Annotated in this window: 10 protein-coding genes, 1 tRNA gene and 1 pseudogene; 5 read left to right on the top strand and 7 right to left on the bottom strand. The window is 74.4% G+C overall.

Annotation, left to right across the window (positions count from 1 at the left end):
- Positions 1-73 precede the first annotated feature (73 nt).
- Entirely contained in the window at positions 74-1,534 is a 1,461-nt protein-coding gene (locus tag ABT092_RS19330; protein ID WP_351245373.1) for a PP2C family protein-serine/threonine phosphatase, read from the bottom strand.
- A 619-nt stretch (positions 1,535-2,153) separates the two neighbouring features.
- Here ABT092_RS19330 and ABT092_RS19335 point away from each other — a divergent pair.
- Positions 2,154-2,816, top strand: a complete 663-nt coding sequence (locus ABT092_RS19335; RefSeq protein ID WP_351245375.1) for a bifunctional DNA primase/polymerase — start codon at positions 2,154-2,156, stop codon at positions 2,814-2,816.
- Positions 2,817-3,601: 785 nt separating this feature from the next.
- Here the strand turns inward: ABT092_RS19335 and ABT092_RS19340 are convergent.
- From ABT092_RS19340 to ABT092_RS19350, 3 genes are all read right to left on the bottom strand, one after another.
- Entirely contained in the window at positions 3,602-4,573 is a 972-nt protein-coding gene (locus ABT092_RS19340) for a DUF5926 family protein (protein ID WP_351245377.1), read from the bottom strand.
- Positions 4,574-4,680: 107 nt separating this feature from the next.
- Positions 4,681-5,385 (bottom strand): ATP-binding protein, encoded by a 705-nt coding sequence (locus ABT092_RS19345; RefSeq protein WP_351245379.1) that lies wholly within the window; start codon positions 5,383-5,385, stop codon positions 4,681-4,683.
- A 118-nt stretch (positions 5,386-5,503) separates the two neighbouring features.
- Positions 5,504-6,352: a glycerophosphodiester phosphodiesterase gene (locus tag ABT092_RS19350; protein ID WP_351245381.1), complete on the bottom strand. Its 849-nt coding sequence runs from the start codon at positions 6,350-6,352 to the stop codon at positions 5,504-5,506.
- Positions 6,353-6,654: 302 nt separating this feature from the next.
- On the opposite strand from ABT092_RS19350, the gene ABT092_RS19355 reads away from it, so the two are divergent.
- The 3 genes from ABT092_RS19355 (at position 6,655) to ABT092_RS19365 (ending at position 9,040) form a co-directional block, all read left to right on the top strand.
- The gene (locus ABT092_RS19355) at positions 6,655-8,145 is read left to right on the top strand and encodes a S1C family serine protease (RefSeq protein ID WP_351245383.1); all 1,491 of its coding nucleotides are present in this window, start codon (positions 6,655-6,657) and stop codon (positions 8,143-8,145) included.
- Positions 8,146-8,187: 42 nt separating this feature from the next.
- A tRNA-Ser gene (locus ABT092_RS19360) sits at positions 8,188-8,274 on the top strand.
- A gap of 100 nt (positions 8,275-8,374) precedes the next feature.
- Positions 8,375-9,040 carry a histone deacetylase gene (locus ABT092_RS19365; RefSeq protein ID WP_351245385.1) on the top strand — a complete coding sequence of 222 codons (666 nt, stop codon included), beginning with the start codon at positions 8,375-8,377 and terminating at the stop codon, positions 9,038-9,040.
- A 15-nt stretch (positions 9,041-9,055) separates the two neighbouring features.
- Here the strand turns inward: ABT092_RS19365 and ABT092_RS19370 are convergent, their stop codons facing one another.
- Complete coding sequence (locus tag ABT092_RS19370; protein ID WP_351245387.1) at positions 9,056-9,688, bottom strand: SigE family RNA polymerase sigma factor; 633 nt, start codon at positions 9,686-9,688, stop codon at positions 9,056-9,058.
- A 323-nt stretch (positions 9,689-10,011) separates the two neighbouring features.
- Here ABT092_RS19370 and ABT092_RS19375 point away from each other — a divergent pair, with 323 nt between their 5' ends.
- A complete protein-coding gene (locus ABT092_RS19375; RefSeq protein WP_351245431.1) occupies positions 10,012-11,661 on the top strand; it encodes a long-chain fatty acid--CoA ligase in 1,650 nt (549 codons plus the stop codon).
- A gap of 62 nt (positions 11,662-11,723) precedes the next feature.
- Here the strand turns inward: ABT092_RS19375 and ABT092_RS31035 are convergent, their stop codons facing one another.
- Positions 11,724-12,458: a response regulator gene (locus ABT092_RS31035; RefSeq protein WP_502968464.1), complete on the bottom strand. Its 735-nt coding sequence runs from the start codon at positions 12,456-12,458 to the stop codon at positions 11,724-11,726.
- Positions 12,438-15,652, bottom strand: a pseudogene (locus tag ABT092_RS19380) (PAS domain-containing protein); the annotation flags it as partial. The gene ABT092_RS31035 and the pseudogene ABT092_RS19380, both read right to left, overlap by 21 nt.
- Positions 15,653-15,679: the final 27 nt, after the last annotated feature.

Consider the following 15,679-nt stretch of genomic DNA (forward strand, 5'->3'; position numbering starts at 1 on the left):
CGTACGGTCGTGCGGAAGGGGCCCGGCCGGAAGAGGCCGGGCGGGTGCCGGGGCGGCCGGGGTGCCGCTCGGCTCAGCCGAAGCGGGCGGCCAGCAGCACCACGTCCTCGTCGCTGTCCGGGTCCTCCCAGCCCTGCGGCAGCACCGTCCGCAGCACGTGGTCGGCGATCGCCCCGGGGTCGGTCCGCACCGCCTGCGGTACGCCGGCCGCCGCCGCGTGCAGCAGGGCGAAGGCCCGGTCCATGGGCTCGCCGGTGCGCCGGAGCAACCCGTCGGTGAACAGCAGCACCGTTTCTCCTGGTGCGGGGCGCACCTCCACGCTCGGCGCCTCCCAGCAGGCCAGCATGCCCAGCGGGGCGGACAGCGAGGTCTCGACGTACTCGGTCCGTCGTTCGCCGACGAGCAGGGGCGGGCAGTGGCCGGCGCCGGCCAGGGTGATCCGGCGCGCCGCGGGCTCGCAGTACGCGAAGAGCGCGGTCGCCCCGCGGGCCGGTTCGGTCAGCCGCAGCAGCAGCTCCAGGTCGGAGAGGACCGCCACCGGGTCCTCGCCCTCCATCACGGCGTAGGCGCGCAGCGAGGCCCGCAGCCGGCCCATCGCGGCGACCGCGCCGGGCCCCGATCCGCTGACCGCACCGACCGCGAGGCCGAGCGCTCCGTCCGGCAGGGGCAGCGCGTCGAACCAGTCCCCGCCGCCGCGCGGACCGCTGTGGTGGCGCACCGCGAGGTCCACGCCGGGCACCCGGGCCAACCGCTGCGGCAGCAGCTCCCCGACCAGGGTCGCGGCGGCGGAGCGGGCCCGTTCCAGTTCCAGCAGCCGGGCGAGGTGCTCGCCGGCATGACGGACGTACAGCCCCGCCAAGTGGCGCTGACGCTCGACCGGTTGGGCGGGCTCGTCGTACAACCACACCGCGGCGCCCAGGCGTCCGGTGGTCCGAGCGGTCAACGGCAGTGCGTAGCTGGCCGCGTAGCCGAGCCGGGCGGCGACCTCGCGGTGGCGCGGGTCCAGGCCGTCGTCGGCCAGCAGGTCGGGCCGGCTGATCTCGCGGTCACCGCCGGTGGAGTCCAGGATCAGGCCGTAGGAGGTCGAGCCCCGGGGGACCGTCTCGATGTGGCCGAGGTCGGCGCGGGCCAGGCCCCAGCCCACCGTGGTGTCGGGCCCCAGGCCGTCCGACGGTTCCAGGACGACCAGTCCGCGACGGGCGCCCACCAGGGCGGCCCCGGCGGCCAGCACCTCGTGCAGGGCCTCGGTCACGGTCGCCGTGCGCGTCAGCCGCTCGGTGAGTTCGTGCAGCGTGCTGAGGTCGAAGACCCAGCCGGCCAGCCGGTCCTGGAGGGCCGCGCCGGCCGGGGGGACCGCGCCCGCCGCGCCGGGGTGCGCCCCGTCCCCGACGGACGCGGGGCCGGTGGGGTCGGCGGGGGTGCCGGTGTGCGGAGGTGCGGTGAGCGGGCCGAGGACGAGTGGCGCGCCAGTGTGGGTGGGGACCGGAACGGCAGAATCGATTCCGGCCACTTTCGGTGAGGGGGGTGTGGTCATGGAGTCCGATTCCCGGGGTGGTGCGTATTGCTGAATAGCATCGCAAACCCCCTGTCATTCCCGCGGTGCCGACAATGCCTCCACATCTACACGCAGTAGAGAGGGGATGTCCAGCATTGTCCTGCCGGTATCCCTGGTGTCCGTGAGGTATTCGAGGAAGGGTGAGGGCAAGTGAAGTTGGCAAAAAACAGACCATGGGAACGGCCTATTGCGGTCGACTGGCATTGTTCAACCGAGCGTCATAGCGGTTCTGATGGGTACGTAATCGGTGAAGGCCAGGAACGGTCCGGCGCACGGTGCCGTGACCCGGGAACCTGGCGGCGGAACCGGGCGTCATCACCAGCAGTGACCGTGCCCCATCCCCGTGGCACAAGCGGCGAGAGCAACGCGTGACGGCACAGACCCATGCCGCCGCCCACACCACGGCCATGCTCCAGACCGACGCGGCAGCGCAACGGCCGCACCCAAGGATCGGCCCCTCGGGGTGACCCCTGCCCGCCGGCGGGGTCAAGGCGCGCCCGTACGCGCACACGGCGAACAGCCGTCTCGTACGCACGGTTAACTGATCGACACGTACTGTGATGTGGTCTTCGGTGTTCAAGGAAAGGAACGAGCGCTCATGCGCGAGATCCTCGGAAGGCGACGAGGGCACCTGTTCAAGCACGACGACGGGCAGCCCGAAGTGATCGGCGCGGCCCTCACCTTCGCGACGCAATGGCGGTGGCCCGTGCTCCCGGGAGCGGGTGTCGGGCCGCGCGGCGCCGGCTGCTCCTGCCCGGAGCCGGAGTGCGCGGTGCCCGGGGCGCACCCCTTCGACCCCGGGCTGCTCGCCGCCACCACGGACGGGCGGATGGTGCGTTGGTGGTGGACCAACCGTCCCGCGGCGCCGGTGCTGCTGGCGACCGGCGGCGGCGCACCCTGCGCGGTGAGCCTGCCGGCCGCCGCGGCGGCGCGGGCCCTGTCGGCCCTCGACCGGACGGGCATCCGGTTGGGCCCGGTCATCGCCTCCCCGGACCGCTGGGCGCTGCTCGTCGCCCCGTACTCCCTGGAGAGGTTGGGGGAGTTGCTCTACGCGAAGGACCACGTCCCGGGCTCGCTCCGGTTCCACGGTGAGGGCGGCTACCTCGCCCTGCCGCCCTCGGGGACCGGCACGGGGCAGGTGCGGTGGGAGCGGGCGCCGCTGCCCGGCTCGGCCCGACCGTGGGTGCCGGACGTCGAGGCCGTCGTGGACGGGGTGGTGGACGCCCTGGTCCGGGCGGAGGTGAACGCCCCCGAGGCGTAGCCCGGCGGACGGACGTGGTGGCGGCCCCGAGGGAACCCTCGGGGCCGCCACCACGTGCGGGACGATGCGTCCCGTCCGTCGTGAACACGCTCCGTATCGACGGGTGCGCCGGCGTGCGGTGGGCGGACGCGGTGCGCGGCGGCGTGTGCCGGGCGCGGTCGGAAGCGGGGCGGCGCGTGCCCGGGGGTGTCCGTGCCTCCGGGAACTCGGACGTTTCGGGTCTCGTGGATCTGGCCGATTCCGAAGGTGGTGCGGCCGGGCCCGGGCCGCAGGGTTCCGGAGCGGGAGCGTCGTCCGCCCGGATGCGGTGAGCGGCGGTGCCGGGGGCGGTGGTTCGCGCAGGACCGGACGAACGGCCTTGCCGTCACCGGACGGTGGAACCCGCCGTGATGCGCCCCGTACCGGTGTTCATGACAACTATGCCGGGCGGGAAGGCAGTTGGAGGTGCTGGTGGGAGAGGAGTCGGCTCCCGTGGCGCCCTTCGACGGGACGCGGACATGAGAGCGCCCGGTTGCTGGCGACGGGGGATGCACCAGCAACCGGGCTACCTGAACCGTAACAAGAGATCGCCGGTTCGCAAATTCGATGTCGCCTATTCGGACAGCGATTCCGGCTCCCGTGCGGGCAGTTGTGACAGGAGTCACCCCGTTCTCCTGCTGACTGGTCGGTCAGTGACCGGCATCCGCGGGAGTGCGAGCGCCGTGCGCCCGGCGCGCGGCGGCGCGGATGGCGGCGGGGGCCGAGGGGGAACGACCGGAAGTCGTCCCCCGTCGCGACATGCGGTTCTAACTCAGCGTGACCTGACGGTTGGTGAGGCCCCCGCGGGCCCGGCGCTCCCCGGCGTCCAGCGGGGCGTCCACGTCCAGCGCGGCGCGCAGCCGCTCGGCGAACGCGACCGCGGGCCCCTCGACGTCCCCGGCGGTGACCCCCCGGGGCAGGTCCCACACCGGGACCGTCAACCCGTGCGCCCGGAAGGACCCGACCAGCCGGGTGCCCTCGCCCAGCGAGGACTCCCCCGCGGCGTGCAGCCGGGCCAGCGCGTCGAGGAGCTGCTCCTCCGGATGCGGCATGACCCAGCGCAGGTGGTTCTTCTCCGGGGTCTCGCACCAGTACGCGGCCTCCACTCCGGCCAGTTTGACCGTGGGGATGGCGGCCTCGTTGGCGCGCTCCAGCGAGGCCGCGACGTCCGGGGCCGCGTTCTGCGCGTCCGGCACCCAGAACTCGAAGCCCGGGTGCACGACCGGCACGAAGGCGCCGTCCGGCGCGAGCAGGTCCTGGAGCCGCGGCCCGTCCGCGGGAACCCGGCGGCCCTGCACGGGGGAGCCCGGCGCCGTCTCCAGCGCCCGCAACAGGGTGTCGGCCAGGTCCCGGCTGAGGTCACCGGAGGAGATGTCGTTCTGGACGCCGAGCAGCACCGCGCCGTCGTCCCGGCGCAGTGCGGGCCAGGCCATCGGCAGCACCGTGGCCAGGGTCACCGAGGGCACGCCCTCGGGCAGGCCCTCCTTGAGCGTCAGCTCCACCGTGGCCGCCGGCACCAGTTCGCGCAGCGCCACCCAGTCGGCCTCGCCGGGCAGTCCCTCGAAGGGCCGCTGGACCAGCTCCGTCGCGGCCTGGGAGGCGGCCCGACCGTGGCACGCCTTGTACCGCCGCCCCGATCCGCAGGGGCAGGGCTCCCGGGCTCCGACGACGGGGACCTCCCGGTCGTCGACGCCTGCGGAGCGGGGCTTGGCCTTGGTCTGGGGGCGCTTCTTGGCCATGGTGCGTGTCTCCCGATCACGGCTGGTCTCGTAACCCCGCGAGCCTATCCGCTCCCCCCTGCGACCCCGCCCCGGCGCCGCGCGCCCCCACCGGGGGCCCGGCCGGGTCAGTCCAGGGGGTCGAAGGTGCCGAGGCGGTCCACCCGTTCCAGGGAGCCGAAGCGTTCGAAGACGTCGAGCGCATCGCGGTGCAGGGCCCCCTCGAAGTCCGGCTCGGCGCCGGCGCTCCCGTCCCGCTGAGGTGCGGTGACGCGCGTAGCGAAACCGTCGTGCGGAGCCGCCGGGCGCACGCCGTCGCGCACCACGACCCAGACGGTCACCTCGCCGCGGGCGTCGTCGCGCACGCCCCAGTCGTCCGCGAGCGCCGTGATGATGTTGAGCCCGCGGCCCCCGTGGGCGGTGACCGAAGGCGTCGACGGCACGGGGCGGGTCGGGCCGCCGCCGTCGGTCACCTCGACCGTCAACCTGCCCGCCGCGTCGACCCGCCACGCGGCCCTGACCTCGCCGTCGCCCGCGAGGGCGTCGCCCAGCGGCCGACCGTGCCGGCACGCGTTGCTCAACAGTTCCGAAAGGATCAGCACCGCGTCGTCGACGACCGTCTCCGGCACCCCGCCGCCGCGGAGCTGCGTCCGCATCCGGCGCCTCGCCGCTCCCACGCCCGCAGGGCCGTGGGGTACGGCCATGCTCGACGACGTGGGCACCTTCTGTGCCACCATCAACGCCACCCCCGAGACCTCCTTCGCCCCACGCCACGGTGTGGATGCCCCATTGGACTGGACCGGAAACCGACCCGCTCGGCTCCGATGACGCACTCGTGTGCGGGGAACACGGAGCGAACGCGCTGGCGCACACCCCGTGAGGAAGAGGGCCTCCCCGGCCGCCGGGCGCGGCGCTCCACGGGGGGCGTGCAGGGGGCTCGGCCGGAGCGCCTCAGCCGCCCCGGCCGAGCCGGGCGAGCACCTGCCGGGGGCGGTTGGTGATGATCGCGTCGACGCCGAGCCGGAGGCAGAGGTCCACGTCGGCGGGGTCGTCGACGGTCCACACGTGCACCCGGTGCCCGGCGCGCCGGAGCCTGGCCACGTACTCCGGGTGGTTGCGCACGATCCGCAGGGACGGGCCGGCGATCCGCACGCCGCGCGGCAGCCGTCCCTCGCGCAGCCGGGGGGTGAGGAACTGGGCGAGGTACACGGTGGGCAGCGCGGGGGCGGCGGTCCGCACCCGGTGCAGCGAGCGGGCCGAGAAGCTCATGACCCGCACCGCGGACTCCTCCGGGCTGCGCGGGGCGTCCAGTCCGAACCGCCGGAGCTGTTCGAGGAGGCGCTCCTCGACCTGGCCGGCCCAGCGGGTGGGGTGTTTGGTCTCGATGGCCAGCTCGACCCGGCGCGGGGCGTCGGTGACCAGTTCGAGCAGCCGTTCCAGGGTGAGGACGGAGGTGTCCGCCCGGTCCGGGTCGGCCTCCCAGTCCGGGCTCTCCTCCCAGCCGGGGCCCTCGCGCCCCGCCGAGCTGCGCTTCCAGGAGCCGAAGTCGAGCGCGGCCAGCTCGGCGAGCTCCAGCGCGGACACCGCACCGCGACCGTTCGACGTACGGTTGACGCGACGGTCGTGCACGCAGACGAGGTGGCCGTCGGCGGTGAGGCGCACATCGCACTCCAGGGCGTCCGCGCCGTCCTCGACGGCCTTCCGGTAGGCGGCCAGGGTGTGTTCCGGCTCGTCCTCGGAGGCGCCCCGGTGGGCGACCACCTGGACGGACCGTGCCGGGGGCCGGGGTACGTGGGTCACCGCGTCATCGTGCCATCCGGAGGCCACCCGGGCGGGACCGACCGGTGATCTCGCCCGGCCGGGGGACCTCTCGTCGACGTGTCCAATATGTCTGGCATAAAGAATGTCATCGTACGCACAGGATCGGCTTATGGTGCCCTGATGCCCCATAGGAAAAGCTACGTGGGACCGCTTCCCTCGCAGACCGGGAACGGCCGTGGGCGGACGGGAGCGGACCGCCAGCGGATCAGGGCAGTGACGCCGGGACGTCAAGGCGTGGCCGACGAACCGTTGACCGACTCGTGGACCGAGGAGACAGAGCTGTGAGCACCGAGCACGAGGGCACACCGGTAACCCCGGAAGCCCCGGCCCACCGCGCCCCGTCCACCCCTGCCGCACCGACCGACGCGCCCGAGCCGGCGGCCGTCCCCGGTGGGGCGCCCGCCGCGCAGCCGCCCCTCCCGGCCGCCCCGCCCGCCGCACCGGCGTACGCCTCCTACCCGCCGCCGCAGCCGCCCGCGGCCCAGCCGGTCGGCGCACCGGAGGGACCGCCCTTCGCCGCGCCGGTCGCCCCCTCGCCGGTCTCCGAGCAGTGGCCGCCGCTCGCCGTGCCCGCCTACGCCGCGGCCGGCGGCGGGGGCTGGGGCTCCTCGTACCCCGCCCCCGAGGCCGGGGCCCCCGGGAAGCCGCCCGGCCGCCGCCGGGGCGGCCTGGTCGCCGCGGTCGCCGCGGCGGCGCTCCTCGCCGGCGCCCTGGGCGGCGGACTCGGCTACCAGGCGGCCAAGAACAACGACGACTCCGGCAACTCCACGACGGTCGCCGCCTCCGACGGCCCGTCCGAGCTCAAGCGCGAACCCGGCACCGTGGCCGCGGTCGCCGCCACGGCCCTGCCCAGCGTCGTCACGATCGACGCCAAGGGCGGCGACGGCGAGGGCGGCACCGGAACGGGCTTCATCTACGACCGCCAGGGCCACATCCTCACCAACAACCACGTGGTGGCCTCCGCGGCCGACAACGGCGAGGTGTCCGCGACCTTCTCCAACGGCAGGAAGTACGCCGCGGAGGTCATCGGCCGGGCCCAGGGGTACGACGTCGCCGTCCTCAAGCTGAAGAACGCCCCGGGCGACCTCAAGCCGCTGCCGCTCGGCAACTCCGACAAGGTCGCCGTGGGCGACTCCACCATCGCCATCGGCGCCCCCTTCGGCCTCTCCAACACGGTCACCACCGGCATCGTCAGCGCCAAGGACCGCCCGGTCGCCTCCAGCGACGGAGGCAACAGCAAGGCCTCGTACATGAGCGCCCTGCAGACCGACGCCTCGATTAACCCCGGCAACTCCGGAGGCCCCCTCCTGGACGCCCGGGGAGCCGTCATCGGCGTCAACTCGGCGATCCAGTCCGCCGGGAGCGGCATGGGCGGCGCCGGACAGGCCGGCTCCATCGGCCTCGGCTTCGCGATCCCGATCAACCAGGCCACCAACGTCGCCCAGACCCTCATCAAGACCGGCCAGCCCGTGTACGCGGTGATCGGCGCCTCCGTCTCGCTGGAGGAGAACGGCGACGGGGCCACCATCACCCAGGAGGGCGCCGGCGGTTCGGACTCGGTGACCCCGGGCGGCCCGGCCGACAAGGCCGGACTCCAGGCGGGCGACGTCATCACCCAGCTCAACGACACGGTGATCGACAGCGGCCCCACCCTGATCGGCGAGATCTGGACCCACCAGCCGGGCGACACGGTCAAAATCACCTACGAGCGCGACAACAAGGAACGCACGGTCGACCTGGTCCTGGGCGAACGCAAGGGCGACAGCAGCTGACCCGATACCCTGGTCCCCGCGCCGCCCCCACGGGCGGTGCGGGGAGACGTGCCCGAGCGGCCGAAGGGAACGGTCTTGAAAACCGTCGTGGCAGCGATGTCACCGTGGGTTCAAATCCCACCGTCTCCGCAGCGTTCAGCGAAGTAGCAGGTCGGATGGGGTGTCCCGGGACGGGGCACCCCGTTCGCGTATCGGGCCGCCGGTCGGTCGTGACGTTCCGGGAGTCGCCGTGAGCCCTGCCCGCACCCCGACGCCCTCCCGGCCCGCCGGGCCCGTCGAGCGGGTCTGGTACGCGTCGTACGGCTCGAACACGGACACCGAGCGGCTCCGCCACTACCTGGTCGGCGGCCGGCCGCCGGGCGCGGCCCGCAGCTGTCCGGGGTGCCGTGACCCCCGTCCGCCCGAGCGCTCCGTGCCCGTGCTGCTGCCCGGCGGCCTGTACTTCGCGACCGAGTCGCCGCTGTGGACCGGCGGCAGCGCCTTCTACGACCCGGACGCCGGCGGCGAGCTGTGGGCCCGCGCCCATCTGCTGGGCGTGCAGCAGTTCTCCGACATCGCGGCCCAGGAGATGCACCGCCCTCCGGGGACCGACCTCGACCTCTCGACGGTGCTGAGGGACGGCCGCCATCCGCTCGGACCCGGCCGCTACGAGACGCTGCTGTGCCCGGGGTCCCTGGAGGGGCTGCCCGTGCTGACCTTCACCGCGCCCTGGCACTCCGGGGACGTCGAGGTGACCGCACCGACCGCCGGATACCTGCGGCACCTGGCCAGGGGGCTGCTCGCCACCGGTGTCTGGGACGTGCCGGCGGTGGCCCGGTACCTGTCCCGGGCGCCCGGGGCCGCCGGACGGTGGACGCCGCGGGAGGTGGCGGCGTTGCTCGCCGAGCCGCCCTGAGGTCCGCCGCGGCCGTCAGGCGGCCGAGAGCTCCGGATCCTCGCGCAGCTTGCCCAGCGCCCGGGACACCGCGCTCTTCACGGTGCCGATCGAGACCCCGAGCACCGCTGCGGTCTGCGCCTCGCTGAGGTCCTCGTAGTACCGCAGCACGACCATGGCGCGCTGCCGGTTCGGCAGCTTCATCACCGCCCGCCACATCGCGTCCCGCAGCGCCTGCTGCTCCGCCGGGTCCCCGGGCGGCACGACCTCCGGCTCGGGGAGTTCCTCGCAGGCGAACTCGTCCACCTTGCGCTTGCGCCACTGCGAGGTCCGCGTGTTCACCAGCGCCCGGCGCACGTACCCGTCCAGGGCCCGGTGGTCCAGGATGCGGTCCCAGGCGACGAAGGTCTTGGTGAGTGCGGTCTGGAGCAGGTCCTCGGCGTCGCTCGGGTTCGCGGTCAACGACCGCGCGGTGCGCAGCAGAACGGGGCCGCGGGCGTCCACGTACGAGGCGAAGGACGGGTAGCTCAGATGGGTCACCGGGGCCGGCACGCTCGGTGCGGCGGGGGCGGGCACGGCCGCCAGGTGGTTCCGGGCCGCGTGGTCCGTGGTCATCGGTGCCACGGGCTTCGATGCGCTGGTGCAGACAGGCGCGATGGGTGCGGTCATGGGTTCCACGCTAGGTTCGTCCCCCGGCCCGGCGGATCGCCCGCAGGTCCCGAAGCCGTGTCCGACTCAGGTTGTAGGAACACGGTTCGCCCTACCTCCTGAGGGTGGAGAGCGGGTGGAGACTCCTCGGGGTTCGGGCACCTGCCGGCGCTCCGGAGCGGGTCGGTGCCCGCAGCCCGGGCCGGGGCGGCTGACCTGGGGCGGACCCCGGGCGGTCGGTCCGCTCGTAGTGACAGACCGCCGGCTGCGGACACAGAATCGGTGGACCGATGTCGTCCCCCCGCGCCGGTTCCTCCGGCGCCCGCCGCACCGCGGAGGTAGCCGTGTTGAGCACGATGCAGGACGTACCGCTTCTGATCTCCCGGATGCTCCACCACGGATCCACGGTCCACGCCTCCTCCCGGGTGACCACCTGGACCGGCGAGGGGGCCCCGAGGCGCCGCACCTTCGCCGAGATCGGTGCCCGCACCGCCCAGCTCGCCCATGCGCTCCGCGACGACCTCGGCGTACGGGACGACGATCGGATCGCCACGCTGATGTGGAACCACGCCGAGCACGTCGAGGCGTACTTCGCCGCCCCCTCGATGGGGGCCGTGCTCCACACGCTGAACCTGCGCCTGCCGCCCAAGCAACTCGTGTGGATCGTGAACCACGCGGCCGACCGGGTGGTCCTGGTGGACGGTTCGCTGCTGCCGCTGCTGGTGCCGTTGCTGCCCCACCTCACGAGCGTCGAGCACGTCGTCGTCTCCGGGCCGGGGGACCGCTCCGGGCTGGCGGGCATCGGTCCCCGGGTGCACGACTACGAGGAACTGATCGCGGAGAAGCCCACCGCCTACGACTGGCCGGAGCTGGACGAACGCCGGGCCGCCGCGATGTGCTACACCTCCGGCACCACCGGTGACCCCAAGGGCGTCGTCTTCTCCCACCGGTCCGTGTACCTGCACTCGATGCAGGTGAACATGGCGCACTCCATGGCGCTCACCGACGCCGACACCAGCCTGATCGTGGTCCCGCAGTTCCATGTGAACGCCTGGGGGCTGCCGCACGCGGCCTTCATGTCCGGCTTCAACATGCTGATGCCCGACCGGTTCCTCCAACCCGGCCCGCTCGCCGAGATGATCACCACCGAGCGCCCCACCCACGCCGCGGCCGTGCCCACGATCTGGCAGGGACTCCTCGCGGAGGTCACCGCGAGACCGCGGGACCTCTCCACGCTCACCCAGGTCACCATCGGGGGATCGGCCTGTCCGCCCTCCCTGATGCGCGCCTTCGACACCCTCGGGATGCGGGTGTGCCACGCCTGGGGCATGACGGAGACCTCACCGCTCGGCACCATCGCCCGACCGCCCGCCCATGCGATCGGTACCGACGAGGAGTTCGGCTACCGCATCACCCAGGGCCGTTTCCCGGCCTCCGTCGAGGCCCGGCTCCGCGGCCCGGACGGCGACCTCCTGTCCTGGGACGGCACCGCGGCCGGCGAGTTGGAGGTCCGCGGGCCGTGGATCGCGGCGGCCTACTACGGAGGGGCGGACGCGGAACCGCTGCGCCCCGACGACAAGTTCAGCGAGGACGGCTGGTTGAAGACGGGAGACGTCGGCACCATCAGCCCCGACGGCTACCTCACCCTCACGGACCGGGCCAAGGACGTCATCAAGTCCGGTGGGGAGTGGATATCCTCGGTCGAACTGGAGAACGTGCTGATGTCCCACCCGGAGGTGGCCGAGGCGGCGGTCGTCGCCGTCCCCGACGAGAAGTGGGGCGAGCGCCCCCTCGCCACCGTCGTCCTCGCGGAGGGTGCCACCGTCGGATTCGAGGGCCTGCGGGCCTTCCTCGCCGAGACGGTCGCCCCGTGGCAACTCCCGGAGCGCTGGAGCCTGGTGCAGGCGGTGCCGAAGACCAGTGTGGGGAAGTTCGACAAGAAGGTCATCCGGAAGCAGTATGCGGATGGCACCCTGGACGTGACGCGGATCTGACCCGAGCCGCTACGACCGGTGGGGGTGTTTCACGTGAAACACCCCCACGCGGGACGAGGCGCTCAGTTGGTCCCGATCCGGGCCAGGAGATCGACGATCCGGCCCTGGACCTCCGCACTGGTCGACCGCTCGGCGAGGAACAACACCGTCTCCCCGGTCGAGAGCCTGGGCAGCTCCGTGTGGTCCACGGCGGCGGTGTAGACGACCAACGGGGTGCGGTTCAACTGGCCGTTCGCCCGCAGCCAGTCGACGATCCCCGCACGTCGGCGACGCACCTGCATCAGGTCCATCACCACGAGGTTCGGCCGCATCTGCGCGGCCAGGGAGACCGCCTCGGTGTCCGATGCCGCCCGGGCCACCTGCATGCCCCGACGCTCCAGGGTGGCCGTGAGCGCCAGCGCGATCTCCTGGTGCTCCTCCACCAACAGCACCCGGGAGGGATGCTGCTCGCTGTCCCGGGGGGCCAGGGCCTTCAGCAGGACGGCGGGATCCGCCCCGTACGCGGCCTCCCGCGTGGCCTGCCCCAGCCCTGCCGTCACCAGCACCGGCACCTCGGCCGCCACGGCGGCCTGCCGCAGGGACTGGAGGGCGGTCCGGGTGATCGGCCCGGTCAGCGGATCGACGAAGAGCGCTGCCGGGAAGGCGGCGATCTGTGCGTCCACCTCCTCGCGGGAGTGCACGATCACCGGACGGTAGCCACGGTCGCTGAGCGCCTGCTGGGTGCTCATGTCCGGGGCCGGCCACACCAACAACCGGCGGGGGTTGTCCAGCGGCTCGGGCGGCAGCTCGTCGTCCATCGGGCGGGCCTGCGGCGGGTCGGCGACCTCCACCGCCCCGCCCGGGCCGTCCAGGGGCTCGGGCCCCTCGTCGGCGTCCTGGGCCGGTGCTCCTATGGCGTACGACCGTCCGGGCCCCGTCGTGGAGTTCGCCAGCCGGGCCTGGCCCCCGCCGGCCTGCGGTCGGGCCGCCTCGACCTGGCCGGACTGCTCGGGGAAGGCGTCCGGGCGGGTGCCGAGCTTCCGCCGCCGTCCCGAGCCGCCCGGCGAACCGGGCGCCGCCGGCGGTACGGGCACGGGGTCCGCGCCCGACCGGGCCACCGGGACGCCCTGGCCGAGGGTGCGGACGCTGAAGGCCCGGGCCGGGCCCCCGTGCGGGTCCTGCTCGGCGCCCTCGGGGGCCGTGTCGGTCGACTGCGCGGGGGGCGGCGAGGTGGGCGCACCCCAGGCGGAGCCGGTGCCCGCCGGTGTCGTGGCGTGGCCGGTGGGGGCGGGCCGGTCCGTCGGTGCGGTGCGCGCCGGCTGCGCGGGCGGCAACGGCTGGCGCTGCGGCGGAGCCGGTGCCTGGGCCGGAACGCCCGCACCGGACGGCAGCTGCCCGGGCAGCCCGGCCGCCGGTACGGGCTGCTGTCCGAGACCGGCACGACCGTCGACCGACGCCTCCTGGGCGGGCAGGCCGTGCGCCGGAGGCCCCTGGGGCGGTACCGGCACCCCGGGCGCGGCCGACGGGGGCGTCACCGGGCGCGGAGGCACCCCGGGCGGTGGGACGGGCGCACCAGGCGGTTCGGTGGGAACGGGTCCGGCCGCGCCGACGGTGCCCACGGCACGGCGGCGACCGGTGGGTTGCTCGGTGGGGTGGGGCCGCGGCGGGGTGTGGTCGTCGACGGGGTCGTGCGGGGCGCTTCCAGGCTGGCGTGGCGCACCGGCCTGGGCCGCGAGGGCACCGTGCCCCGCGGGCGTCTCGGATTCCGCGACGGGCCGACGGGGGGCGCCGGTCGGTCGGTCGGCGTCGGCCGGGGGGAGTGCGAAGGCGGTACGGGTCTCCGCCGCTTCACCGGCGGGGGCGCGCTCGGACGCCGGGGCCAGCGCCCGGCGGGCGCGCCGACCGGCGGCCGGAGGGGCGGGGTCCGGGGCCGCCTGGGGCAGGGCACCGGGCACCGCCGGACGGGGCGGTAGCCCCGACGGGTCCACGGGCCGGGGGCCTGCCGGCGGCAGTGCCGGCATTCCGGTGCCGGGCTCCGCCGCGGCGGAACGGGGCGCCAGGGCACCCGCGCCGGCGGGCGGCCCGCAGGCTCCGCCTCGGCGGCCCGGGGTCCGGGCACGTCCGGCGTCGGGGTCTCCTCCGCCCGGCGACCGCGCCGCCGTCCGGTGGGCGCCTCGACCTCGCCGTCCGTCCCGTCCGGGCCCTCGGCGGGTTCCGGAACCCCGGCGCCGTCGGTCGAGCTGGTGGGGTGGGCGCCTTCCAGGAAGGCGTCCGTGGACCCCCGGCGGGCCCGTCGCCGTCCCCCGCGGGGACCGCCGAGCGTTCCCGACTCCTCGGGGCCCGCCCCGTCGTCCTCCGCCGGCCGCCGGACGGGGACCGTACCGGCGCCCTCGCCGATCGGCACCTCCAGCACGTAGGCGCTGCCGCTGATGCCGGGCACCTCGTGCGTCTGGAGCACGCCTCCGTGCGCCCGCACGATGCCCCGGACGATCGGCTGGTGCACGGGGTCGCCGCCCTCGTAGGGGCCGCGGACCTCGATCCGGACGACCTCGCCGCGCTGCGCCGCCGCGACGACGACCGTGGAGTCCATGTAGCCCTCGGCCGCCACCGGGGCGTTCCCGGTCGAGTCCACGCCCGCGACGTCCGCGATCAGATGGGCCAAGGCCGTCGCCAACTGCGCGGCGTCCACCTCGGCCTCGATCTTCGGCGCGTGCACGGCGAACTGCGCCCGCCCCGGTCCGATCAGCTCCACGGCGCCCTCGACCCCGGCTTCGACGACCGCGTCCAGCGGGGCGGGGCGGCGCGTCAGCTTCTCGGTGCCGGAGTCCAGCCGCTGGTAGCCCAGGACGTTGTCGACCAGGGTGGTGATCCGGGAGTAGCCGGCGGCGAGGTGGTGCAGGATCTGGTTGGCCTCGGGCCACAGCTGCCCGGCGTCGTCGGCGGCGAGCCCGGTCAACTCGTGGCGCAGCTCGTCCAGCGGGCCGCGCAGCGAGCCGTCCAGGACCGCGAGCACCTGCTCGTAGCGGGCGCCCTGTGCCTCGAACCGGTCCTTCTCCCGCTCGGCCAGGGCCGCGTACCGCTCCTTCTCGGCGGCGATCTCCTCGGTGCGCCGCTCGGCCTGCTCGGCGAGTTCCGCGGCGTGGTCCGCCCGCAGCCGGATCAGCTCCGCGGCGTGCTCGCGCTCCAGCTCCTCCTTCTCCGCGGCCAGCGCGTCGTACGGCCTGCGGTCGGCGAAGGTCATCACCGCGCCGACCAACTGGTCGCCGTCCCGTACCGGAGCGGTGGTCAGGTCGACGGGCACCTTCTCGTCCTTCTTCGACCACAGCACCTGCCCGCGCACCCGGTGCTTGCGGCCGGACTTCAGCGTGTCGGCCAGCGGCGAGCCCTCGTACGGGAACGGCTCGCCGTCGTCCCGCGAGTGCAGGACGAGGGTGTGCAGCTCCTTGCCGCCCAGTTCGTTCGCCCGGTAGCCCAGGATCTGCGCGGCGGCCGGGTTGACGAGCACGATCCGGCCGTCGAGATCGGTGCCGACGACGCCCTCGGAGGCGGCCCGCAGGATCATCTCGGTCTGCCGTTGCGAACGTGCCAGTTCCGCTTCGGTGTCCACGGTCCCGGACAGGTCCCGGACCACCAGCATCAGCAGTTCGTCACCGGTGTACCCGTGGCCGTCGTACGCCTGTTGGCCGTTCTCAAGATTCGCGGATGTGACCTCGACCGGGAACGCGCCGCCGTCGGTGCGGCGCGCCGTCATCCGCTTCGGCTTGGTGCGGCCCCGGGGGTCGGTGGACTCGGGCCGGCGCATGGAGCCGGGGATCAGCCGCGAGTCGAACTCGGGCAGCAGATCCAACAATCCCCGCCCCACCAGCGCGGTACCGGGCGCCTCGAACGCCTCCAACGCGATGGTGTTGGCGTTGACCACCGTCCCGTTGGCGTTGACCAGGACCAACGCGTCCGGGAGCGCGTCCAGTATGGCTGCGAGGCGAGCAGCGCCTCGGGATGGCCTGCTGCTCACGAGACGCTTCCTCCCTGTTACGGCATC

The organism is Streptomyces sp. NPDC002490 (genome assembly GCF_040296045.1).
Classification (GTDB): domain Bacteria; phylum Actinomycetota; class Actinomycetes; order Streptomycetales; family Streptomycetaceae; genus Streptomyces.

Coding starts and splice junctions, on each gene's coding strand:
- ABT092_RS19330 (WP_351245373.1), bottom strand. CDS start 1,534: ATGACCACACCCCCCTCACCGAAAGTGGCCGGAATCGATTCTGCCGTT.
- ABT092_RS19370 (WP_351245387.1), bottom strand. CDS start 9,688: ATGACCGCACCCATCGCGCCTGTCTGCACCAGCGCATCGAAGCCCGTG.
- ABT092_RS31035 (WP_502968464.1), bottom strand. CDS start 12,458: ATGGACGACGAGCTGCCGCCCGAGCCGCTGGACAACCCCCGCCGGTTG.
- ABT092_RS19335 (WP_351245375.1), top strand. CDS start 2,154: ATGCGCGAGATCCTCGGAAGGCGACGAGGGCACCTGTTCAAGCACGAC.
- ABT092_RS19340 (WP_351245377.1), bottom strand. CDS start 4,573: ATGGCCAAGAAGCGCCCCCAGACCAAGGCCAAGCCCCGCTCCGCAGGC.